Source organism: Paenibacillus pedocola, assembly GCF_031599675.1.
Taxonomy (GTDB): Bacteria; Bacillota; Bacilli; order Paenibacillales; family Paenibacillaceae; genus Paenibacillus_AQ; species Paenibacillus_AQ pedocola.
Genome location: NZ_CP134223.1, coordinates 1,077,523 through 1,102,154, shown reverse-complemented (window position 1 = coordinate 1,102,154; position 24,632 = coordinate 1,077,523). Strand labels below are relative to the sequence as shown.

Below are 24,632 nucleotides of genomic sequence, written 5' to 3'. Positions count from 1 at the left end.
TAAAGCTGCAAATTTTAGTAGTAACTTTAGAGGTCTGGTTGTTTTTTTCTTAGTCCTCATTCCTTTGTCCTCGCTTTCTTCCGGGGTGTCTGCCCATAAGTCGTAAAGCCAGATTAGGTTACTTAGGGAGGGTTAATGCACTTTTGGGGATAATCCCCTGCTTCTGGCTGGCACTCTTCCATAATAAACGGATGTTGGCGTCCCCGCGGTTCTCATAGTACTCCACTTTAATATCATATGAGGTTCCGGCGGTAAGCTCGTTACTTCCCTCGCGTCCGACGCCGCTCTGCTTCTTCCAGCTGTCAATCACCAGTTTACCGTCAATCCAGAGCCGCACTCCGTCATCCGAAGAGGCCGTAAATGTATATTTCTCACTATATATCGGCATGATCGTTCCGGTCCAGCGAACCGAGAAGAGATCCTTCCCGAGGCCGACTGCCGGAGAGTCCCCGTGCCAGTTGAAGTCAATTTTGTTGTCATTACGGATCAGCTGTGCTCCGCCGGCCAGGTCTGTATTATTGAAATATTGCGCCCTTAATCCCTTGGTCGAAGCGGGAGGCTTCGTGTTCGGTTTACTAGCGAGCATAATAATATAATCATCGCGGGAAACGATATAATTATCATTCATAAAATTTTTGATTTTCTGCAGATCATTTTTTTCAGTCAGCATTTTCCCCCATGTCATGGTATATACCCATTTACTTTGGGTTTGAGACAATATAACAGGGTCTGGCAGCTCTCCGCTTTCCCCGATGCCGATAGGCTTTCCGTCTGCCAGCTTCAGCAGATTCTCATAATAGGACTGCTTGAAGTCATTGTTATATATATCTGCCGCCAAAATGTCTGCTTTTCCCGATCCGGGGAAATATGGCTCAAAATCATCCGACCATTCATTAGGTGCATTGGGGTTCCATACCCATAGCAGATTATTCAGCTTGTGCGTGTTTGTTAAACGGTTATACATGATGTCCCAGAGCTTAGTGAAGTTGTCTTTATTCCCCCACCAGAACCAGTCTCCGTTCATTTCATGATAGGGACGCCACAAAACCGGTACTCCGGCATCCTGAAGATCTTCCAGATACCCGGCAATCTCGTCAATATCGGCAATCAGATTCTTATATTGTGCTGTTCCCGGGGTCACATAGGCATCAAACATATCCTGGCTGAGACTCATATGCACATTGGACCATTCCGGAGAAGTGCCGGGCAGGTTCTGATGAAAGGTCATCGCTACGATGCCTCCGCCCTTATGCCATTTGATTGCACTGTTTACTACAGCCTTACGCTGACGCTTAATGGCAGATTCCGATTGATTATTGATGGCTCCAAGCTCATAGCCATGCAAAACAGCAGATTGCCCGGTGGCCTTTTTCAGCTTATTGTTGAATTCATCAGGACTCTCCAGATAGTCATGCTGTCCTGAAATCATGCCGTTTCCGCTGAGATTCGATAGATAGGTCAGCAAATCGGCCGCCTCCTGGGAAGCGTTAGGATTGATCGGAGTATTCACTGCTGCCGGGGTAACCACAGTCCGGGTAACCGGAAGGCTGCGTACCTCCGACCAGGGCAGTAAAGAGAGAATGAAGATTATAGGCAAAATCGTCGTAAATAGCCGGAACTTGCGGTTAGTGTTCAATGTTAACTCCTTTCTCCAGCCGTTAAACCTCTATGGAGCAAGTGACGGTTCCATTAGCAGGGCAGTCATTTTGCAGCCAACTGAGGCCTATAGCTTAGTAGCCCTGCTGGTAAGCAGGGCCCTAATAGGTGGACTTTTGAGGATTTAGTATTGTAACGGCTTAACCAGCATCAGTGACGGCGGTGATAGAACAGACTGCCGATCGCTTATTTTAGGAAGCGGAAGGTAGGAACAAGGCGCTTGACGGGACTGTCCCCTTTAATTGACTCGGGCTTTCCCACATCAGCTTCGCTCTTGCATCCCCTTGGTTCTCATAATATTCCACTTTAATATCATATAACTGTCCTGCCTGCAGGTTTATGCTTCCCATGCGTTCGGTTCCACTCTGCTTCACCCAGCTGTCGATGATGAGACTGCCATTGACCCAGACACGGACACCGTCATCTGAAGAGGTATAGATTTGGTACGTCTCACTATACAGGGGCTTAATTTTACCGCTCCAGCGTACGGAGAAGAAATCCACTCCGATCGCCGCATCCGGCGAGCCAAGACGCCAGTTGAGGTCAAGGACCGCGTCGGTACGTACTACAGCGGGAGTTCCCGCCAGCTGCATGTTGTTGAAATACTCCCCTTGCAGCCCGTTGGCTGCAGGTGCTGGTGCTGCTGTCGGCGTTGCTGTCGGCGCTGGCGTTGGTGCCGGCGTTGGCGTTGGCGTTGGCGCCGCTGTCGGCGTTGGTGCTGCTGTCGGCGTTGGTGCTGCTGTCGGCGCTGGCGTTGGTGCTGCTGTCGGCGCTGGCGTTGGTGCTGCTGTCGGCGTTGGTGCCGCTGTCGGCGTTGGCGTTGGTGCCGCTGTCGGCGTTGACGTTGGTGCCGTTGTCGGCGACACTGTTACTGTCTGCACCATGGCCAGCGAATTCGTCACCAATGATGATTCTGCAGTACTTATAGATGATGTGGAACTTTTCAAGAACAATGCGCTTGAAGGAACGGTTACTTTGGCCTGGCTGGGACTCTGCCACATCATACGGATATTGGCATCACCGGCATTTTCATAATATTCTACTTTAATGTCATAATACTGTCCGGCTTTCAGGGCAATGCTTCCGGTACGCTCGGTACCGCTCTGCTTCATCCAGCTGTCGATAACGGCTGTTCCATTCACATAAACACGGATACCATCATCCGATGTTGTATAGAATTGATAGGTTTCACTATAAGAAGGCTTAATCAGGCCGGTCCAGCGTACGGAAAAAATATCTACAGGCAATGAAGCATCCGGTGATGCCTGACGCCAGTTGAAATTAAGCAAACTATCATTGCGTACCAGCACAGGCGTGCCGGACAGCGTCATATTCTTGAAATATTCACCTGCAAGCCCGTTTACCAACGGTACCGGTGCCTGCAATGTATTTTCAGGTACAGGAGTCGGCGTTGGCGTTGCCGTTGGTGTCGCTGTCGGCGTTGCCGTTGGCGTTGCTGTCGGCGTTGCCATTGGCGTAGCTGTCGGCGTTGCCGTTGGCGTTGCTGTCGGCGTTGCCGTTGGCGTTGCTGTCGGCGTTGCCGTTGGCGTAGCTGTCGGCGTTGCCGTTGGCGTAGCTGTCGGCGTTGCCGTTGGCGTTGCTGTCGGCGTTGCCGTTGGCGTAGCTGTCGGCGTTGCCGTTGCGCCCGGGACTGTCCACGCCTTATATTCATCCCGGGTCAGGGTGTAGCTGTCATTCATAAAGCTTGTGATTGTAGTCGTGCTGTTGTTATCATAGAGCATTTTTCCCCAGTTCATCATATAAACGTAATTCTTCTGGTAGAGCTGCAGCTTAGCTGTACTCGGCATTTCACCATTCTCACCGATGCCGACCGGCTTACCGGCAGCCAGACTAACCAAGCTGTCATAATATCTATTCATATAATCATTATTGTATATATCAGCTGCAAGTACATCGACCTTATTCGCACCAGGATAGGTCAGCTCATAGGGATCAGACCAGGCATTCGGAGCATTCGGATTCCATACCCACAGCAGATTGTTAAGTTTATGATAATTAACAAACCGATCATACATAATATTCCAAAGATCAGTGAAATTGCTCTTCTTTCCCCACCAGAACCAGTCACCGTTCATCTCATGGTAAGGTCTCCAGAGTACGGGAACTCCTGCATCCCGCAGGCTTTTGAGTGAAACTGCAACTTTATCGAGGTCGGCAATCAATGCATTGTACTGTGCCGTACCTGGTGTTATATATTTGTTGAACTCTGCTTGTGTTAATGATTTCTGCACATTTGCCCAATCATACGTAGTGCCCGGCAGATTCTCATGAAAAGTCATTGCTACGATACCGCCCGATTTGGCCCAGTTGATAGCACTATTGACTACATTCTTCCGTTGCGTTGCAGCAGTGCTTTCCGATTGTCCGCTGATTACTCCAAGCTCATATCCGTGAAGTGCGGCATATTGTCCGCTTGTTCCTTTCAGCTTGTTGCTAAATTCATCCGGGCTCTCCAGATAGTCATGCTGGCCTGAAATAATTCCTTTTCCGGAAATAGAATACAGGTTACCAAGGAGCTTGACGGCTTCAGCTGAAGCGTCCGGATTAACTGGCACAGCTGTACTTGAAGCTGCTTTAGCCGGGGAAGGTGCAAGTCCTAGTCCAAGCGGTACTGCGGACAAAAACACAGCCAGAGACAACACGGCGGACAACAGACGAAACTTACGGTAAGTTTTCAAAATGATCTTCCTTTCGGTAGCCAGGCTGCCACTTTTAAGAGGCCCTATAGCTTTGCGTCCCTATCTTTCGAGTAGGTTTGCCTTTGTCGTTTTGGAAGGATTTCTCCTTCTTACCGTAAGTATCGACTCTATTAAGTTGTAGGTTTATAGCAAAAATTAAGATTTCTTAATAAATGGTTCTTAATACCTGTTTTGGATTTGTAACAATTGGTTAAATAGATTATTTAGGCCTACGAAATGAACTGTTGTAATGCTATATCCTTCCAGTCCAAGGTGATTCGGATATTATCCTCTTCCACCAGCTCAGATCCGGTCTGCACTTCGATAAACTCCACATCCGTCAGCGCAAGGATCGCATGTTTGGTGCCTTCAGGGATGCGAACCACATCGCCCGCCTTCACATTATGCATTTTCTCGTTAATCACAATGCTGGCTTCCCCGCTTACAAAGGTCCAGATTTCACTGCGTTTGCGGTGCAGCTGGTAGCTGATGTTCTTGCCCTCTTCAATAAAAATCCGCTTAGTCAGGACTTCATTGCCCTCATCGTACTTCACATAATCAATGACCTTGTAATGGCCCCAGCGGCGTTCCTCGAACATCGGTCTTTGCTCGTAAGACTTCAGCACTTCTTTGATCCGTGGACTTTCCGCTTTATGCGTAACCAAGATGCCATCCGGGCTGGCGGCGATAATTAAGTCCTTCGCCCCGATGACTGTAATCGGAATATCCAGCTCATTGATCAGGCAGGTTCCCTCAGAATCGGCAGTGACAACACCTTTCCCTACCAGATTGCTGCTCATTTCTTCAGTCAGTGTATTCCAGGTACCCAGATCCTTCCAGAAGCCTGCATAAGGCTGAACCACGATATTCTCCTCTTTTTCCACCACTTCGTAATCAAAGCTGATGGAGGCAAGCAGTTTATACTGCTTCTGCAGTTCCTCGTAGTTAAGCGGCAGCCCTTTGCGCTGCAGAATATCAAGCAGATAACCTAAGCGGAAAGCGAACACCCCGCAATTCCAAAGGGCTCCTTTGCTGATCAGACCTTCGGCTTGTACACGGTCAGGTTTTTCCTGGAAATGGCTCACTTGCAGATATCCGCTTGTTCCCGCCTCAGCAGTGGTAGGGATGATATATCCGTATTTCTCTGACGCATGTTCAGGAACTACGCCCATCAGCGCCAGATTTGCGCCGCTTTCCTCCATTGTCTGCTCAAGCTGGACTACGGTATCGAAGAATGAAGCTTCCACATAGGGATCAACAGGCAGGATAGCGACTGTTTCGTCCGGAGAAACACCGGCCATCGAATACAGGTAAGCTGCTGTCAGCGCTATGGCCGGGAACGTATCACGGCGCTCAGGCTCAACAATGATCGGAACCTCGCTGCCAAGCTGGCTCTGAATCGATTCCACCTGGCTGCGGCCAGTTGCCAGATAAGACGAACCTGTCATGCCCGCTTCCTCAAGCTGTCTCCAGACACGCTGTACCATAGATTCCGGTTCACCCGTCGGGCTTTCCAGTACCTTCAGAAATTGCTTCGAACGTGAATCGTTGGACAAAGGCCAGAGCCGTTTACCAGAACCGCCTGATAGAAGTACCAGTTTCATAAGTGAACCCTCCTATTTATGTGTTGTCGCGAAAATATCGGATTGTTATTAGTTCGCTGCGGACTGTGGAAAGCTGGAATGCTCCTTACAGAATGCCCTTTGCTGCGCAGTATTCCTTAAGGTCTCACTGTTATGAGAGTCACTGCAAAGAATGTTTGGACTTTCGGCCGCTGTTGTCTGCAGATTTCCTGATTTATACCGCTGTTCGCGGTTGAAATCCGCAGACAAAGGCGGACACTATGTTCCTACAGTTCCAAAATTCCTCTCCGTTCCATTCCATAACAGCTTACGATTAAGAACTCTTGCTTGACTGAGCGTTCTGGAAGAATCGCATCTTTTTGCTTACTTTGCCCGCAGGCTGGCTCCCTGCTAAAGATCTGGATTGCCGCTTGTTGTAGCGGCAATTTAAGGGCAAGGAGCGGAGCGGCAGCTAAAGCTGCGCTCAAGAGCAGCTCTGAATTAGATCGCCCCGGCGACGCTTGGGGAATATCCGCTCAGTCCGCCCATCTGCGGGCGACCGACCGAGTGGTACTCCAGCCCGGTGCCTTCGATCTGCTCCTTGGAGTAGACGTTGCGGCCGTCGATCAGAATCTGGCGGCGCATGCTGCCTGCCAGCAGATGCAGATCGATATCCTTGAACTGGGCCCAGTCGGTCAGCAGGCAGATGGCGTCGCTGCCTTCGGCCGCCTCTTCAGCAAGGCCGCACCAGCGCAGCTGCGGATGATCATACCCTGCTCTGAAGTTATCAGCAGCAATCGGGTCATACAGCTTCACTGTTGCTCCTTCCGCCACCAGAGCTTCGACGATTTCCCGCGCTGGAGCTTCGCGGACATCATCGGTATTCGGCTTAAAGGCCAGCCCCCAGATACCGATAACTGCGCCGCGCAGGCTGCCTAGCGATTCATGGAGCTTCGAGATGATCATGAACCGCTGGTCCTTGTTCACCTCAACCACCGATTTCAGCAGCTTGAACTCGTAATCGACGTTACCGGCGATTTGGATCAGCGCATTGGTATCTTTCGGGAAACAGGAGCCTCCATAACCGATGCCGGCCTGCAGGAACGAGGAACCAATTCTACGGTCCATTCCCATACCTTCCGCCACCATGGTTACATCAGCTCCCACTTTTTCGCAAATGTTGGCAATCTCGTTAATAAACGAAATTTTGGTTGCCAGGAATGCGTTCGAAGCATATTTAATCATTTCCGCACTGCGGATATCTGTTACGAAGACATTTTCCGTGAAGCCCTGATGAAGCTGGCGCATGGTCGGCTCAAGCTGCGGATTATCGAGGCCGATAACGATCCGGTCCGGATGAAGGGTGTCGCGGATTGCAGAGCCTTCACGCAGGAACTCGGGAGCGGAGACAATATCGAAGGGATGATTCGTGTGGGAAGCGATGAGGTTGCGGATTTTCTCATTCGTGCCAACCGGAACAGTCGACTTGGTCATGATGATTTTGTAGCCTTCCATCGCCTGGGCAATTTCCGTAGCGGCTCCTTCGATATACCTTAAATCCGCTTCGCCACCCGGTAAAGAAGGTGTACCCACAGCCAGAATGACGATATCTGAGCGGCGCACCGATTCCTGAAGATCCGAAGAGAAGGATAATCTGCCCTCCCGGAGATTCATCTCAATCAATGCCTCGATCCCCGGTTCATAGATGGGGGATTCCATCCGGTTAAGCTTGCTGATTTTTTCCTCATCCTTATCGACGCAGATGACATGATTCCCGTTAAGTGTAAAACATACGCCAGATACTAGACCGACATAGCCGGTACCGATAACTGCCAGCTTCATACAATCATCCTCCTTTTAGGAAATTAATGTAGGCTTGCTCTACATATTGCTTGAACTGCACCATAAACGCCTGTTCGTCGAATTTGCGGGCGTGGCCCATGATTTGGCCGATATCCCATGGGTAGGATTCCACTTCGTGGATGGCCTTCAGTAAATCGTCAACTTCCTGGTTCTGAAAAAACACACCGTTGACGTATGGCACGATGGTGTCCAGCGCGCCTCCGGCCTGATAAGCGATGACCGGTCTGCCTGCGGCATTCGCCTCCAGCGGCGTAATACCGAAATCCTCTTCTCCCGGAAAAATAAATGCCCGGCACTGTGACATCAGGCCTGTTACCTCTCCATCATCCAGCCGTCCGAGGAAGGATACATTGTCTTTGGCCATGCCCTCCAGCCTTTTGCGGTCCGGTCCGTCACCGACGATATAGAGCTTAAGACCATTGCGGTTGAAGGCTTCCACGGCGAGATCGATCCGCTTGTAGGAAACAAGCCGGGAGACGATCAGGTAATAATCGCCGATGGAACTCGAGCTGGTGAACCGGGCGGTGTTGATCGGCGGGAAAATCACATCGGCATCGCGGTGATAATAGTTCTGAATCCGCTTCTTCACTACGGAAGAGTTGGCTACGAACTGGTTCACATTTTTGGATGTCCGCTGGTCCCAGGACTTGAGCCGCTGCATGTAGACCTTCAGCAGTCTTTTGAACAGTCCGGAGTTCGATTGCCGCTCCATGTAAGTGTCATAATCCCAGGCGAAGCGCATTGGCGTATGGCAGTAGCATAGATGAAACGTCGATTCGGGCACCTGAATGCTTTTCATAAAAGCACTGCTGGAACTCAGGACAATATCATATCCGCGAAAGTCCAGATCTCGGATGGCCATGGGATAAAGCGGCAGCACCCCTTTGAAATTGGTCTTCACTCCCGGAATTTTTTGCAGCCAGGAGGCCCGGATATCCGCATCTTTGAGGTTGTCGGTTAGGCGGCTTCCGTTAAAAACCGTCGTGAAGATCGGAGCATCCGGATACATGTGGTGGAAAACTTCCACTACTCTTTCCGCCCCGCCCATTTGGATTAAGTAATCGTGCGCTATCGCAATTTTCATGTGAATCATCCTCAAAGTTTTATGGAGCAGCATCATCAAGTAGTGATTGTATGGATGCAGGCGGTTGTTGTTTACGTTTGGCTTGAGTTCGGGAATCTATTAGGTCGCTGCCAGCAAACCTTTGTAGTAGTCAACGATGTCCTTGACTGTATTCTCGATGACGAAATGCTCTTTCACCCGCTTCATTCCACTATCCGCCATCCGTCTGCGCTCTTCGGGATGGTCCAGCATCCAGGTGATTGATTCTGCGAGTACCTTAGCGTCTCCAGGCTGGATCAGCAGTCCCGTTACACCGGGTACTACGATCTCTACCGGTCCGCCTTCATTGGAGGCGATCACCGGCAGTCCAGCCGCCATGCCTTCGACGATAACCTGGCCAAACGGCTCGGGGGTGATCGACGTGTGTATCAGCAAATCAGCTTTATTCATCAGGCCTTGTATGTCATCCACATGTCCCAGCAGACTGACATTGCTCAGATCATCCTGCTGCATCTTGCGGATTAATTCCTGTTTGTATTCTTCTTCTCCGAAAAGCGCGTCACCAGCCAGCCAGAACTTAACCCGGCTATCCTGTTTAAAAGCCTTCGCTGCTTCCAGCACAACATGCTGGCCTTTCCAGTGTGCCAGCCGCCCTACCAGGAGCACGTTGAAATCCTTCTGATCCCGTTTGCCGATCCCTTCGCCGATCGCTTTGGCAAAAGCGGAATACACGACGAGGGTTTTTTTGGTGCGGGGCAGCTCCAGCGCATTCAGCGTAGAGTGGGAGTTGGCGATTACGCCGTTCGGGAGCAGGCGTGACAGGAGCCGGATAGCCTTGGCAACAACCGGCTTCAGGTACGGGGCTCCGATATGATCCCGGATGTGCCAGATCAGCGGCACTCCTGCTTTTTTGGCGGCAACTGCGCCGTAGAAGGCCGACTTCAGGGAATTGGTATGCACACAATCCACTTTCTCCTGCTTGAGCAGCGGCGCCAGCTTGCGTCCGTAAGCCAGCAGCTTAATGGCTGCCGCCGGAGCGCCGAGGTTGACGGTGTTTCTGCCGCGGCTGCGGATGCTCTCATCCAGCGGGATAATGCGGACATCAATCCCTTTCTCGCGGAGCCGTTCAGCTAGCGTACCTTCTTCCGCCAGGATTACCAGCGGCTCAATCTGCTCACCGATATTGGTAAGAATGTTGAAAAGAGCAACCTCTCCGCCGCTCCACTTCGCGGTGTGATCAATATAAGCGACTTTTAGCATCCTGCGGCCACACCCTTTCCCAAAGTTTCAAGGAATACGGATTCCACTCGGTCACCCACATGCTCCCAGGTGTATTTCTCCAGCACATGATCCCGGCATTCGTCGCGGCTTGGCAGCAGCTTGCGGTTGCTTAGCATATGAATCATGCCTTCCGCCATATCATCACTGGCCGCACTCTTGAACAGCAGCTCCGGGCGGAAGCCCTGAAGAATTTCTTTGTTGCCGCCTACCGGCGTAGCCATCACGGGAAGACCGGAAGCAAGTGCTTCAACGGTGATCAGGCCGAAGCCTTCCAACGCCTGCGAGGGAACCACGAACATATCGGCTGCCTGATAATAGGAGGCCAGCTGATGATCGGGAATGTATCCGAGCAGCCGGACCTTGTTGCCAAGGCCGTAATCGGCGATTTTTTCTTCCAGCTCAGCTCGCAGCGGCCCTTTGCCGCCGATCAGCAGAATCGCATTCGGGAAGCGTTCCGTGACCTGCTTCCAGGCATCCAGCAGCTGGAGCAGCCCCATACGGTTCATCAGCCGCCGTACAGTCAGGACTGTCGTTGCCCCCTCCGGCAGATTCAGCGTCCGCCGTACGGCCAGCCGGTTGCTTGCCGGAACAAAACGTTCCACATTCGCTGCACCCGGGATGACGATGATCTTATGCAGCGGTACACCGTGCAGCGTGTGCAGCATGTCACGGAAGTACTCGCTGAGTACGATGAACTTATCCGCCAGCTTATAGGCTTTGCGTTCAATCGATTTGGCAATGGTCGTCTTGACCCGGTGCTTGATGCCCTGCCCTTCGATCTTCATCTCTTCATTCCACGGACCGTGAAAGGTCATGATCACCGGAATGCCCCGCTTCTTTGCTTCCATTGCCGGCCCAATGCCGTATGGGGCAAAATGCGAGTATAGGATATCAATACGCCCGCTGCCATTCCCCATCAGATCCGCTGCTTTACGCTGGAATGCATCCTTGCGCTTCCAGATGGTCTCTTTGGGGTCGCCGGCGTTATGGATAATCAGTTCTTTGGGGGTGGAGGGCGTCTCCTGGCTGCAGATCAGCGCATGCACCTGATTGCGTGAGGAGAGCTGCTCGCATACGGATTTGAAATACGTGTTGAGCCCGCCGGGCTGGAGCGATGGCCAACTGAGGCCGGTCGTCATTATATTGAGTCCGTCACTGTACGGCATAGCTTCGCTCCCCTTTCTTTTCCTTCTCCGCCTGACCCTGTGCGTTGTGCCGGGCCAGCTTGCTGGAGCTTGTTAATTCGTAATGCTTGAAGCCGACCATGAATTCATACATCACCCAGAATACGGATACCGCGAATCCCGAAATGCCTTTTTTGAACAAACCGTGCAAGAAATATTTCTGCAGGAAGCGTGCCGGCGGCCGCAGCAGCAGATTTCTCAGCTTAAACGGCTTACCGCTGGCAAAAGCGCTTTGCGCCTCCAGATCGGTGTATTTGTTAAAGCGGGCCACATGGTCATTGATGCTCCGGAAGCCTTGGTGCCAGAGAATTCCGTTCAGGCGGACTGTCCGCTCTTCCTCAACCTCCGGCATTTCATGCACCAGAGAGTTGCGGATGCCGTACTCCTTGCGGTTGTACAGACGCACCAGGTATTCTCCTTTGTCCAACCATCTGCCCAGGAAATCTCCGATCCGGTATAGCGAGTACGCCACAGCCCTGTCCGTCAGGGCCGGCTTACGCTGCAGAATATCCTGGGCCAGCTCATCGCTGACCACTTCATCGGTATCAATCAGGAAGACCCAATCATGGACGGCGCGTTCCACCCCGAATTCCCTTTGTTTGGCATATCCGGGCCATGGGTTGACGAACACCCGGCAGTCCAGGCTTTCGGCCAGCTGCACCGTCCCGTCTTTACTCCCCCCGTCGATTACAACCACCTCATCGGCGAATAGTCGGCAGGACTGAATTGCTTTGGATATGCGAACTTCGTCATCCTGAGCAATGATGACAGCCGAAATCGGGTAACTGCCCGGGCCGCCAAGCACGCTTGTCACTGAATCCATGAAGGTCTCCTCCTTTGCTTGGTTGGTCCGGCGTGTCGTCACTACGAGAAATATTTGGGCTTCCGACCGCTGTTGTTCTCTGATTTCCTTGATTAAAACGCTGATAGCGGTTGAAATCAGAGAACAAAGGCGGACACTTCGTTTCTACAGCTCCAAAATTTCTCTCCGTTCCTTTCACACCGTCCCTTGTTTTGTTTAGCAGTTAGTAGCTCGCATCGTGTCCTCTGCTCGCTGTAAAAATTCTTAACTGCTCGTATCCATAGGTTTTTTGCGAATATAGGAATTCATCGTCGTCTTCATCCACTGAATGTCATCCCCGTTAATCAACAGGCGGGGCAGTTTAACTTTCAGGTTATATCTGATATTAAGAATGATGAACAAGAAGCGAAGCACTGCAGAGGAGAGCATCGCTACCCCTGCTCCGAACAATCCGAACTTCGGCACCAGCAGGAAGAGCAGCGGGATTACCAGGATCAGGCCCACCCCCTGAAGGATGGAAACAAACTTCGGTTTGCCGAGCGCCATAAACACCTGAGCCAGAATCAGTGTGCCTCCGCTAATCGTTACTTCCAGCAGCAGCAGGCGGAACACAGTCAGTGCTGTGTTGAAATCCTTGCCGTATAGCAGCGGAATTACGAAAGGAGCTACCAGCATCAGGAACAGCGCACCGAGCAGGGTGCAGGTGGTGCTGATCCGGAAAGCTTTGAAGGTCAGCGCAACCGCCTCATCCTTCGACAGCTCGGAAGCTTTCGGGAACAGCACCACTGTGATCGAATTTGAGAAGAAGTTGACCATCCGCGACAGGCTCACCGCGACCGCATACAGCCCCAGATCGGCTGGCCGCAGCAGGCCGGCGATAATAATCTGGTCAATATAGTAGGAGAACTGGCCGAGCAGGTCATTGCCGTAAGAGCCGAGGCCGTAGGTGAACAATCTTTTGAAATTCAGGTAAGTATCTTTCATCTTTACCTTGTAGGTGCGGAGCAGCGAGATCGTCATCCAGATGAACAGCGGAACCGACGGAACCAGATAGGCCAGCGCAGTTGTAAATGGATTCATGCTGCCGGTAAGGATCAGAATCCCGATCGCTGCAAGCGTCAAAAGCGGAATCAGATACCGCAGCAGGTTGAAGGTTCTGTAATCCCCTCTGAATTGAAATGCTGCATTATTGACCTGTGAGAGCACAATCAGCGGGCATAGAATCATTGACACCTGCGCAAACAGGACAACATCCGGGCTGAAGGATTTCAGCCAGTACGGCAAGACCAGAATGCCTACCGTCGTTGCTGCAACCCCGAACCCGAGCCCGATTAACAGCGCCACCCGGTACAGCACTCCGGCTTCATCCGGGTTCTTCTTAGCGTTGTAGATCAGTGCCGAAGGAATACCGAAACTCATACTGAACGCCAGAAACTGCGACCAGTTCACCATAGCCGTCTGTTCCCCGCGGCCTGTCGGGCCTAAGTAGCGGGCGGTCAGCACACCGGTCAGCATATTGACCAGCAGGATCAGTACGCTGACCATCATCGTTTTTACGGCGGCAGAGCTGTTGTTCTTGCTCTTCGTAAAGCTCTTGAGCGAGGACCAGACTGTGCTAGTGGGAAGTGATTTCGCGTTCAACTGCTGCATGTGGTGTCCCCTTCTTTCTGCTCTCAATAATCTCTTTAGCGCCGAGGCCCAGGCCAATCAGCATCCAGATCAGATATCCTTTAAGTCCGGGGAAGCCGTTGTCCGATACCAGGCTGACTACCGCTCCCGTCCATGCGGCCAGCGACAGCCTGGCATAAGGCTGGAGACTGTCCTTGCTGGTCACCCGGCTGACAATTTGTTTAATGACTGCACCGAGTGCACCGAAGAAGAACAAGGCGCCGAGTACACCGAAGGTAAGCAGCAATGCGATAAACCCGTTATCCATATTGCCGTATTCCCCGAGTTCTCCTCCGTTGCCTATCTTGGTTCCTTGCCCTACACTGCCGATCCCCTGACCCACCGGGTTGGATGCGACCATCGGCAGCATGTTCTGCCAGAGGCTGAGCCGCTCGTTATAGGAGTGGTCTTCCTGCACAGAGGTAAGTGTCTCCATCCGGGCGACCAGCCCCTCTGCACCCGGAAGCTTCGGTACGATCCAGAACAGCGCTGCCGCTACAAAGGCCAGCTGGAGCAGTGCCTTCCACTTGCCCTTCGAAGGCGAGGAGCCGATGTAGACCAGCAGCATCACCAGCATTACCAGCCAGGCGGAGCGGACCAGAGTGGTCAGCAGGCAGATCACTACGAGCAGTACACCGATCCAGCGCAGTGTGCCTTGCCATCTCTTCTCCAGAATCATCGGCACCAGTGCGAACACCAGGAAGGTTGCGGCCGGCCCGGGTGAATTCAGTGTGGAGAAGACCCGGATTTCCAAAGGATACGGGGTTCCGATGGACATCATATCGGCGTTCCGCATCCAGAAGGCATCCCAAGGCGGAACGGTCAGATATTGAACGATACCGTAAACGGCTACCAGCACTGCAATGTTGGCAAAAGAGTACAGCAGCCGGTCAATATCCTTCGGATTGAACCGCGTGACTGCAAAGAATGGAATCAGCAGCAGCGGTACGATGTAATTCGCCAGATCGTACACTGAGCCTATGCCGTTCTTGGCCAGGCCGATCAGTGCACCGTAGGCCAGGGCTACCGAGAACAGCAGGATGATCCGGGTGGATGATTTGCGGATCCGGTGAATCTCCCTGAGCACCGGAATCGCGAGCAGTGCACCCGTCAGCAGCGGTGCCAGACTGAGCAGTGATACGGAATGGTACACGCCCTCCGACCAGTCAGCGATACGCCTCAGCTCCGGAGCCACCGCCCATACGAGCAGTGTGTAGGTGAGCAGCTGCTTCGGCTTCACCAGCGCCAGCAGGAAGGCGGGAAAGAGAATCCCCGCCAGAACCACGCCCTGCAGGCTGTTCGAAGCACTGAGTTTCGCACTGGCGAACCCGATCATCAGCGGAAGGCCAAGGCAAATGGCACATATCAGCGCCATAACCGCACCCGATCTTACCGCTGTCAGGGATGGCAGCGTCAAGCTGCTTTCATTCTGGTCCGTCATCTTCTTTTCCCACCTCCGCTCCGGTCATTCATTCAAGACTGCTGCCCTTCACTTTATCCTTCTTGCGCAGCTCTTTGAGCAGCAGGACCAGGAATTGGGCATCGTCCACAAGATATCTTTTCCAGAGCCGTCCCGGCTCCTGGCTGAGCCGCCAGAACCATTCGAGCCCTGTCTTTTGCATAAAATTCGGCGCCCGCTTTACCGAACCGGAAAGAAAATCGAAGGTAGCGCCCACGCCGATCGAAATCGGCGCCTGATAAGAGGTGTAATGGCGGTAAATCCATTTCTCCTGCTTCGGCGCACCCACACCGACAAATACGATATCCGGCCGGCTGTCTGTAAGCATCTGGATAATACGCCGGTTCTCCTCTTCGTTATGCTCGAAGCCATAGGAAGGAGAATAGCAGCCGACGATGTTCATATCCGGATAAGCCGCTTTTAGATTTTGAGTAGCCCGCTCCGGCACACCTTCTGCTGAGCCAAGGAAGAACAGGCGGTATTTCCTCTGCTCGAAGGCATTGCCCAGGCGGCTGAAGAGATCCGCGCCGGATACTTTCTGCTTCAGCGGTTTGCCGAGCATTTTGGAAGCCCAGATCAGCGGCATTCCGTCCGCCACTACAGCGCCTGCTTCGGAATAAACAGTCTGGAACTCTTTGTCCTTACGGAGCTTGATCACATGATCGACGTTGCAGGTCAGGATGTAGGACTGGTTCCTTTCCTGAATCGTTTTGTCGATGTATTCAAGCAAATCCATGAAATCATAGTTATCGAAATTGACATCGAACATGTTAACTTGGTTCATCGTATCACTTCTTTTTGTGGGGAGTCGGCCTACTGTGAAGATCGATACAGGCAGTTCAGGTACCAACAGAACGGAATAATGGATTGGACCGTCGACAGCGTGTTGTCGGAGAAAGAATAAATAAGAAACGCTGCTATAAAGAGCAGATAGTAAGGTTTGACCGGCGGTGCCAAAGCTCTGTAAACCAGAAGAAACACAGCCAATAAGGAAAGCAGCAGCAGTATAGCGCCGATATACCCTCCATCGAAGTAAAACCGGATGTACTCATTATGCGGAACAACAAAGCCTTTATAGAGCGTCCCGTCATTCGCGACCGTAACTGCTCCCAGTCCTCTTCCCGACCAAGGGGAATCTGCCGCTTTATTCAGGAAGTACTCCCAGGCTTCCGCCCGCCCCGACAGGTCAACCCCCGTTTCAGTTGTCCGTTCAAAGGAACGTTTCTTGATGTTGTCCAGCTGCAGATACACTGCCGAGAAGATCAACATCACTGAACATAGCAGTGGAATCAGATACTGCGTTTTGCCTTTTAAGTACTGGCGTGAGATGTCGTAGAAATAATAGAGAATCATCAGCACCAGGGCTAATATAGGTCCGCGCGTTCCTGTTCCGATCAGAATCAGAAAGTTCAGCGCCAGCATGATGTAGAAATAACGGATATGCTGCGGACTGCGTTTAATCTCAATAAATGAGATGCCTATACCCATGAAGGCCAGCATCGCCAAATGCGCCGGAATGTTCGCCCCCTGTATCCGTACAGCGCCCGTGAACTCGATGTCGAGAAAAGCATGCAGGTGAGCCACCTGCAGCAGCACTCCCGCCAGCACACTGACCAGCGGCAGCATGGCGATGATGCGGATTTGCTTCTCAGCCACCTCTTTCTTCCAGTTGATCAGGAGAAATACGAAGGGAAGCGATAATCCGATGAAGGCTTTTACGGCAATCGAGGAGCTCATCTCCGGCAGCCAGATGGAGAAGCCGAAGGTGATAAATACCAGTCCCAGCATGGCCCATAGGGGAGGACTAAGCTTGAACTTCAGTCCGTTTACCAGAATGCAGGGCACCAGAAGCACCAGGATCACCAGCTTGTAGAGCGAGAGGATTTCAATTCCGAACATGCTGCCGTCGTACAGGAAATTGATGGAGATGGCCGTCGTCAGCAGAACGAAATAACTGATCAGCTCGGGTCGTGAAATGGAGACAACCAGCAAAATAATCAGGAGTACGGCCGCTACCGCAATTGCCGGCTGGTAAATGACCGCTGTCCCCAGGAACAGTGCGGACACGAGGTAGAGCATTCCGTATGGCAAAGCGTTCATTTTGGAGCCCCACTCAAAATTAGTCATTGTCTTCCCTCACCCCGCTGCAGATTCCCTCTTCCGGTTCCAGAACATATGAAGAGTTCCACGAATGCTCTCCAGCCGGCACTTGTTCAAAAGTTTTCTGCCCTGGCTTCTGGATAGCACCGAGTCCGCCAGGATATATACTACTTTGGCGGCAGTCTTTCCGAGCAGGAGCAGATTTCCTTTTACCCCTTCGCTTTTCATGGCGTTGGAGATGCCTTGACTGTAATACCTTTTCATAATCCAATCTTCCGTCAGGCGCCCTGCCGCTACGAAATGCTCGACGGCCATCTGCGGATGATAAAGGATGGTGTGCCCTTCTTTCTGCAGTTGGCCGAACAGCCACGTCTCTTCACCGGAGATAAGGGAATCCCCTTTTCTTCCGAGATCCAGCGGGAACAGGCTGATATTGAACGCGGGTTTGCGCATCGCCATATTGGCACCGCACGGATGCAGCCGCTTCGGATATTCCCTGACCTTGCCGCCCAGATCAACGATAGTGTATGGCAGCTCGAACGGCTTAATCAGCCAGTCCGGGCGCTTGCTTTCGAAGATGGGGGCGACTTTCCCGCCCATGGCCATGACTTCCGGCCTTTCATCAAATGTACTGATGATTGTGGTAATCCAATTCCGGCAAGGTATCGCGTCATCATCGAGAAATGCAATGATTTGCGATTTGGAAGCCAGAATCCCTGTATTCCGGGCCGCCGACAATCCCTGTACCGGCTCCAGAAGATAACGGATATCCATTTCTGCACCATGAGCCTCAATAAAGCCTTTAATGGCGGCTGCCGAGTCATCCGTGGAGCTGTTATCCACCACAATGATCTCAGCCTCCTGCAGGTTCTCCAGTGTGATTAGGGACTGGAGCGTCTTAACCAGTAAAGCCGACCTGTTATAAGTGCAGATAATAATGGAAATCTTAGGGACGTGTCCGTACTCAGTCATCGGCTATCACCCAATTCCCATAATTTTAATAAGCGTCTTTGGAACCGAGCAGCATCAGGCCGGTTTTAAAAATGATTTTGAGATCCAGCATCGTGCTGCGGATATGGATATAAGTCAGATCCAGCTGCACCATTTCGTCAAAACCGACACTGTTTCTGGCGTTAACCTGCCAGTATCCTGTGCATCCCGGTGTAACCAGCAGCCGCTGCTTGTCGTAATCCGTATACTGCGCCACCTCTTCAACGAGCGGAGGACGGGGACCAACAAGACTCATATGGCCCATCAGCACGTTCCAGAGCTGAGGCAGTTCATCAATGCTAGTCTTGCGCAGGAATCTTCCGATCCGTGTGATGCGGGGATCATTTTTGATCTTGAACATTGCACCGCTCACTTCGTTATAGGCCATCAGATTCGCTTTCAGCTCCTCGGCATTGGAGACCATGGATCTGAACTTATACATGGGAAACAGCTTTTCGTCTTTGCCTACCCGGTTTTGCCGGAAGAACACTTTGCCTTTGGGGTCTTCCAGCTTAATCAGGATGGCCACAAGAGCGAAGAGCGGCAGTAGTACGAGAAGGCCAAGAGCGGAGAAAAAAACGTCGATAATCCGCTTCATTACCAGATAGGAATCCATTTCTTTACTTCCTTCTTTGGCATGCAGCATGTAAAGTTTCGGCAGGACGGCCTCATAGTCTTCCGGCAGTTTTTGCATGCTCATTTCTCCTCATTCCTCCTAAATGTTTAGGTACAAATTGCTTTGTAAGGCTTACGCAAGATGAATTAGCTGCTAAGAGTGATTTGTCCGGCTTTGCTGAGCCATTCCGCCATCGCATCCATCACCGGATAGCGCAGGTCGTCGCTCTGAAGTGCAAATTCCAGCGTAGTCAAAATGTAACCGAGCCGTTCGCCGACATCGTATCTCGTACCATCAAAGTTGTAGGCATATACCCGTTCGCTCTGATTCAGCTTCTGGATTGCATCCGTGAGCTGGATTTCGCCTCCGGCACCCTTTTCCTGCAGGTCCAGATATTTAAAGATTTTTGGAGTAAATACGTAGCGTCCCATGATCGCCAGATTGGATGGTGCTGTACCCAGCGCCGGCTTCTCAACAAAGTTGTTAACCCGGTAGAGCCGTCCGTCCTGAAGATCCGGTTCGATAATCCCGTAGCGGTTGGTGAATTCATCCGGAATCTCCTGTACCCCGATCACCGAATTTTGTGTTTCTTCGTATTGATCGATCAGCTGCTTGAGGCATGGCGTTTTTCCGGTTACGATATCATCCCCCAGCATTACGCCGAAAGGCTCGTCTCCGATAAACCGTCTTGCACACCAAACCGCATGTCCGAGACCCTTTGGTTCTTTTTGCCGGATATAGTGTATTTCCACTTTAGAGGAACGTTGAACTTCTTTGAGCAGTTCCAGCTTGCCGTCTTCCAGCAGCCGGGACTCCAGTTCAAAAGCGTTGTCGAAGTGATCTTCGATCGCCCGCTTTCCTTTACCGGTAACGATAATGATGTCCTCGATACCGGAAGCAATGGCTTCTTCCACGATATACTGAATGGTCGGTTTGTTGATGATTGGAAGCATTTCCTTAGGCATGGCCTTTGTCGCAGGCAGGAAGCGCGTTCCTAGCCCTGCTGCAGGGATAATTACCTTCTTTACCTTTTTCATCGCACTTACCTCCTATAAAGTTTGGTGGGATATGTTCGAAAACTCTATTTAGCCTGATTCATGGCGATGCCAAGAATTTTGGAACCGGTCTGTTCCATCAGTACCTTCAGCTTGCGGACTGCTTCACGTTTGGTCTTCCCGTGTCTTGCCACGAGGATTACACCATCGGATAGCGGAGCCAGAATCCGTGCATCACTGAATTCTACCGCCGGCGGAGAGTCAAGCAGGATCAGATCGAAGCTTGCCTTCAACTCATCCAGCAGAGCAGCCATTTTGTCGCTGCCGAGCAGATCCGGAGGACTGACCCGGGTAATACCGGCTGGAATAACCGCCAGATTGGCAAGGTTCCCGTATACGGCAATATCCTTGGCTTCCTCCTGTCCGCTTAAATAAGCGGCAAGACCCTGGCTGCCTTCCACCTCGAATACGTTATGAAGTCCGGGATGGCGCAGATTGCAGTCAACAACAGCTACTCTTTTGCCGTCCTGGACAAAAGAAACGGCGAGGTTGGACAGAATCGTCGTCTTGCCTTCTCCTCCTTCAGCGGAGGTGAAGAGAAGCACCTGTCCGCCGCTCCCTCCAGCCAGCCCAAGCTGGCGGATATAGGTGCGAAGCGAGCGGAAGGATTCTGAGATATGCGAAGACGGGTTCAGGTCCGCAATTAAACTTTTATTCGGCCGTAACATAAGCGCCCTCCCCTACTCTTGCCTTAGCGTTTGCCGCTTTGCCGAGATCGCGTTTGCGGATCGTCGGGATGCTGGCAATGACCGGCAGTCCCAGATCGAATTCGGCTTCCTTCTCGGTGCGGAGTGTTCCATTGAGTGTTTCCAGCAGCAGGATAATCCCGATTGCGGCCATCAATGAGACAACAAAGCTGATAATCAGGTTCATGGCAAAACTGCTGTTTGTTGCCGCCGGTACATCAGCCGGATCAGCCGGAGTCAGGAATGTTACATTGTCCAGCTTCATGAGTGATGGCAGGCTGCGGATAAATGATTGTGAAACCGCGTTTACAATATTTGCCGCCTTGCTGTAACTTTCATCTTCTACACTGAGATTGATGACCTGGCTTTTCTCGGAGGTCTTTACCTGCAGCTTCGCAGCCAGCTGATCTTCCGTAAGACCAAACTCCGGATGGTCGGCTACAACACTCTTCATAATCGTGGGGGACTTCATAATTTCCTTGTAGCTCTCGATGAGGTTAAGGCTGAAGTTCAGATTGTTGAGATTATTGCTCTCGGGTACATTTGCAGTATTGTTGACCAGCAGCTGTCCGGAGGCGGAGTAGACGGGTACAACGAAGTTCTTGCTGATGTAGAAGGTGGTAGCACAGGAGATTAATACAAACACCGTTATCAACCACAACCTCTTCTTAATCAGGTTAATGTAATCTAAAATCGTCTTTTCCACAGTAACCCTCCTTCCGCATTAGTTGCATTCTGAAAGCAATCATGAAAGTTTCAGATATCTTGCTTTAATTCTATCAAGCGGTACGAGTTGCCACATGGCTCCTACCATTACTTTAATCTTCACTTTCGTGTGAGTGGGTTTGGTCCGTAAGTGGGGCCTCATGGTATACTTTTGTACCATACCGCTGGTAAATTTTATCAATAGATGGAAGCTAAGCCGACGCGGCCCGTTATTTCATTAACAAAACCTTTAAATCCTTATACATCACTGTGTTAGCTTCAGGGAGATTTGGACACAAAAAAACACGGACATCCGTGTCCGTGTTCCAACATTTCATGAATGATTACAAAATCCTGTTAATCATAAGACATTTCGTACTTGGTCAGCCCTACCGCGTTAGCGTACAGCGCCGCCTGCGTCCGGTCAGCCACCTGCAGCTTGGCAAGAATCTGGCTCACATGCTTCTTGACCGTAAATTCACTGATGAACAGGCGCGAAGCAATATCCTTATTGCAGGCACCTTGGCCAAGTTCAATCAGCACTTCCTTTTCCTTCGGAGTCAATTCGTCCGTCGGGCTGCTGCCGCTCATCCGCATCTTATCTTCCATTAGTCCGGGATCATAATACTTCCGGCCCTTATGGACCAGCTGGATCGCGAACAGCAATTCTTCCGGCAGTGCTTCCTTCAGCACATAGCCGTCAACCAGCACTTCTTCCGCTTTGAGGAAGTCCTCTCTGCTAGCCGAAGAGGTCAGCAGAATAAATTTGCTGCTCAGCCCGCGGGCCCGCGCAGCCTTGATCACATCCAGACCCGACTCATCAGCTAGCCTCAGATCAATCAGCACAAGATCAGGCTGTGTCTCCTCAATAACAAGAAGAGCTTCCTGGCCATTCGTTGCTTCGCCTGCAAAATGCAGATTAGGCTGCATGGAAATGACTGCTGCCAATCCTCTTCTCACCAAAGGGTGATCATCAACAATGACGATATTCACTTGAACGACCTCCTGCCTAAAGTTTATGCATTTTTTAATTCAGCCACACCGACAGGTATTGAAATTAAAATCTTGGTTCCTGCATTCTCGCTGCTCGATAACTGGAAATCTCCGCCTAGAGACTGCGCCAGATATTGCATATTCTTCATGCCAAGTCCGCTGGTAGTATCCTCAGACGTTGTCCACAGCAGATCAGTATCAAAACCGACGCCATCATCCACAATTGAAAGTCTGATCCATTTGGGCTTGAGGGACAGTTCGACATCCACCCTGCTGGCCGCACCATGACGTATGGCGTTGCCTGTCGCTTCAGAAATAATCCGGAAGAGAGCCTTGTGGTAAGGATAAGGGAGACTGAAATCATCACCCGTTATTTTTAATTCAATTTCCACATCGTTTAACCTGGATAAGCTCTTAAGATGCGATCTCACCATGCCCAGCCAGGTAGGTCCGCCGCTTTTCTTGGAGCTGAGACTGTAGATCGTAATCCGCAGCTCTTTGGCTACCTTGGTCGCGGAATCATGAATGAGGTCAATCTGCTCTTCCAGCTCGGACTCGGACATTTTACGCCAGGTCTGTTTCAGGGAGTGGGTTGCGTACACAATGCCGAAAAGGCTCTGTGACACGCTGTCATGCATTTCATCCGCTATCCGGTTCTGTTCATTCGTGATGATCAGCCGATTTTCGATGACACCCAGTTCATGGCGCTCAAGAATAATTGCGCTAAGCTCCGATAGAAACATAAGCTGCTGAATATACCATCTGCGGCCCTCAAGACCCTCCGATGATTCCAGCTTCACGCCGATCATGCCGACAAATCGGGTGCTCATTCTTACCGGCATCAGCAAAAAGTCACCAAGGCCAGGCAGACTCTTGAACACCGGCTCACGCTGCAGTCTCCACTCGTGCTCATGCTTTTCCAGCTCTGTGAACAAAAAACGTTCTTCTTCATGCTGCCAGCCGGTCTGCCGGCTCTGGGGTGCGGGTTCACCACTTTTTTTGGCGAACCAGAACAAGGCCTTATCCAATTTGGTAAGCTTCACCACATAGTCTGTGATGACCTGCCCGATGTTCATGAAGTCATGCTGGCTGGAGGTTTCCACGATATGATAGAGCGATTTAATATGCTCCATGGTTTCGTTGGTCCGCGCGTTTGCTTCTTCCCGCTGCCGCTTGATCCTGTTAACCATTTGCATAACTATAACCGTAAGTACCAGGGCTAGAAACAAATTTCCGTTCTGAAGCACCGCATCTGCAAAAGATTTGCCCTCAGAGTTCAAAAAAACGTAACAAAATGTAGTCACTATGCCAATATAACTCAGAAGCAGGCTCCACCTGAAATAAAATGACAATGAGCCCGCCGCAATTAAAACAGGATTCAGTACGTAGAGCTTGAAGGAGCTCTCAAAGCCGCCAGTCAGTAAGGTCAATGCAATAACGCCCGCCATCTCTATACTAACTACCAGCATAAGAACCCGTGGTCTGGCCCGGAGCCTCCGGTAGTAGATCGTGAACACTTGAGCAATCATAAAGAGTGCAATAATTAAAAGGGATTTATAAAGTACGGAAGGCCCCGTGTGGTCCAGGAGGTACATAAGCGATGTGAGGGACAAAGAGAAATATCTGTAAAAAGCAATCATTCTGTCTTCCGCGGTTGTTTTAATTTTCATCCCACCACCCTATTCTCCACCTTTTTTGGAAAATGCGAGCTTATCAAAGCTTTGTTTAAAAGCATCATACATGAGAAAAATCACAATAACAAGTTTCAACATTTGCTGATAGCGTTTTCTTTTCAAAAAAAATAACAGAATGTCCACCTTTTTTTCCTAAGTTTAACGTAATTTTATCCATATAAGCCAAAGATAGCGCTATCAATCTCAAATAAAATTTTGAGGAACAGCAAATTAGCCTCTCCACCAGCTGGACAGGCTAATTCTCTGAATACTATCGGTTATAGGGCATCATCCAGGCAGCTTATTCGGCTACTACAGGCAAAGATAGATGCAACTTGTTAGGATCACAGATACAAATCTGATAACGCTGCTCGCCAACGATATGATACCCGGTGGACAGAATACGTATAGTATGATTATTCCGCACATCCACCTTATGGAGACTACGGCAACTAATGCAGTAAAACTCTCTCATGGTTTCATCTCCGGCATAACATAGTCAATAAGAACTAATAAAAACTGCTAATATTATCTAAATAATAACATTCTATTTTTATCAGTGTCAACATCAATCATC

At 50.9% G+C, this 24,632-nt stretch carries 19 protein-coding genes and 1 riboswitch; all 19 genes read right to left on the bottom strand.

Annotated elements, in window-relative coordinates; translation table 11 throughout:
* Window positions 1–118: 118 nt before the first annotated feature.
* Complete coding sequence (locus QU597_RS04735; RefSeq protein WP_310831594.1) at window positions 119–1,636, bottom strand: glycosyl hydrolase; 1,518 nt, start codon at window positions 1,634–1,636, stop codon at window positions 119–121.
* 211 nt (window positions 1,637–1,847) lie between these two features.
* A complete protein-coding gene (locus tag QU597_RS04730; RefSeq protein ID WP_310831593.1) occupies window positions 1,848–4,355 on the bottom strand; it encodes a PA14 domain-containing protein in 2,508 nt (835 codons plus the stop codon).
* A gap of 12 nt (window positions 4,356–4,367) precedes the next feature.
* Window positions 4,368–4,447, bottom strand: a riboswitch (cyclic di-GMP riboswitch).
* Window positions 4,448–4,585: 138 nt separating this feature from the next.
* The gene (locus QU597_RS04725) at window positions 4,586–5,959 is read right to left on the bottom strand and encodes a sugar phosphate nucleotidyltransferase (protein ID WP_236336020.1); all 1,374 of its coding nucleotides are present in this window, start codon (window positions 5,957–5,959) and stop codon (window positions 4,586–4,588) included.
* Window positions 5,960–6,418: 459 nt separating this feature from the next.
* Complete coding sequence (locus QU597_RS04720) at window positions 6,419–7,759, bottom strand: UDP-glucose dehydrogenase family protein (protein ID WP_310831592.1); 1,341 nt, start codon at window positions 7,757–7,759, stop codon at window positions 6,419–6,421.
* A 4-nt stretch (window positions 7,760–7,763) separates the two neighbouring features.
* On the bottom strand, window positions 7,764–8,864 hold the full coding sequence (locus tag QU597_RS04715) for a glycosyltransferase (protein ID WP_206103347.1): 1,101 nt from the start codon (window positions 8,862–8,864) through the stop codon (window positions 7,764–7,766).
* 99 nt (window positions 8,865–8,963) lie between these two features.
* Window positions 8,964–10,103, bottom strand: a complete 1,140-nt coding sequence (locus QU597_RS04710; RefSeq protein WP_310831591.1) for a glycosyltransferase family 4 protein — start codon at window positions 10,101–10,103, stop codon at window positions 8,964–8,966.
* Window positions 10,097–11,290: a glycosyltransferase family 4 protein gene (locus QU597_RS04705; protein ID WP_310831590.1), complete on the bottom strand. Its 1,194-nt coding sequence runs from the start codon at window positions 11,288–11,290 to the stop codon at window positions 10,097–10,099. Before QU597_RS04705 ends, QU597_RS04710 begins: the two co-directional genes overlap by 7 nt.
* Window positions 11,277–12,131, bottom strand: a complete 855-nt coding sequence (locus QU597_RS04700) for a glycosyltransferase family 2 protein (RefSeq protein ID WP_310831589.1) — start codon at window positions 12,129–12,131, stop codon at window positions 11,277–11,279. The genes QU597_RS04705 and QU597_RS04700 overlap by 14 nt, the downstream gene beginning before the upstream one ends.
* Before the next feature lie 243 nt (window positions 12,132–12,374).
* On the bottom strand, window positions 12,375–13,760 hold the full coding sequence (locus tag QU597_RS04695) for a lipopolysaccharide biosynthesis protein (protein ID WP_310831588.1): 1,386 nt from the start codon (window positions 13,758–13,760) through the stop codon (window positions 12,375–12,377).
* Window positions 13,726–15,219, bottom strand: coding sequence for an O-antigen ligase family protein (locus QU597_RS04690; protein WP_370656230.1), 1,494 nt, complete (start codon window positions 15,217–15,219; stop codon window positions 13,726–13,728). Before QU597_RS04690 ends, QU597_RS04695 begins: the two co-directional genes overlap by 35 nt.
* 28 nt (window positions 15,220–15,247) lie before the next feature.
* On the bottom strand, window positions 15,248–16,021 hold the full coding sequence (locus QU597_RS04685; protein ID WP_310831587.1) for a WecB/TagA/CpsF family glycosyltransferase: 774 nt from the start codon (window positions 16,019–16,021) through the stop codon (window positions 15,248–15,250).
* Window positions 16,022–16,050: 29 nt separating this feature from the next.
* Window positions 16,051–17,364 (bottom strand): O-antigen ligase family protein, encoded by a 1,314-nt coding sequence (locus QU597_RS04680; protein ID WP_310831586.1) that lies wholly within the window; start codon window positions 17,362–17,364, stop codon window positions 16,051–16,053.
* 9 nt (window positions 17,365–17,373) lie between these two features.
* The gene (locus QU597_RS04675) at window positions 17,374–18,309 is read right to left on the bottom strand and encodes a glycosyltransferase (protein ID WP_310831585.1); all 936 of its coding nucleotides are present in this window, start codon (window positions 18,307–18,309) and stop codon (window positions 17,374–17,376) included.
* A 25-nt stretch (window positions 18,310–18,334) separates the two neighbouring features.
* Window positions 18,335–19,027, bottom strand: a complete 693-nt coding sequence (locus QU597_RS04670; protein WP_054938973.1) for a sugar transferase — start codon at window positions 19,025–19,027, stop codon at window positions 18,335–18,337.
* 62 nt (window positions 19,028–19,089) lie between these two features.
* On the bottom strand, window positions 19,090–19,980 hold the full coding sequence (galU, locus tag QU597_RS04665) for a UTP--glucose-1-phosphate uridylyltransferase GalU (RefSeq protein ID WP_054938972.1): 891 nt from the start codon (window positions 19,978–19,980) through the stop codon (window positions 19,090–19,092).
* Window positions 19,981–20,024: 44 nt separating this feature from the next.
* Window positions 20,025–20,666: a CpsD/CapB family tyrosine-protein kinase gene (locus tag QU597_RS04660; protein WP_206103337.1), complete on the bottom strand. Its 642-nt coding sequence runs from the start codon at window positions 20,664–20,666 to the stop codon at window positions 20,025–20,027.
* Window positions 20,650–21,390, bottom strand: coding sequence for a YveK family protein (locus QU597_RS04655; RefSeq protein WP_310831584.1), 741 nt, complete (start codon window positions 21,388–21,390; stop codon window positions 20,650–20,652). The genes QU597_RS04660 and QU597_RS04655 overlap by 17 nt, the downstream gene beginning before the upstream one ends.
* A 356-nt stretch (window positions 21,391–21,746) precedes the next feature.
* Entirely contained in the window at window positions 21,747–22,382 is a 636-nt protein-coding gene (locus tag QU597_RS04650; protein ID WP_054938969.1) for a response regulator, read from the bottom strand.
* A gap of 23 nt (window positions 22,383–22,405) precedes the next feature.
* Entirely contained in the window at window positions 22,406–24,052 is a 1,647-nt protein-coding gene (locus QU597_RS04645) for a sensor histidine kinase (RefSeq protein WP_206103335.1), read from the bottom strand.
* Window positions 24,053–24,632 lie beyond the last annotated feature (580 nt).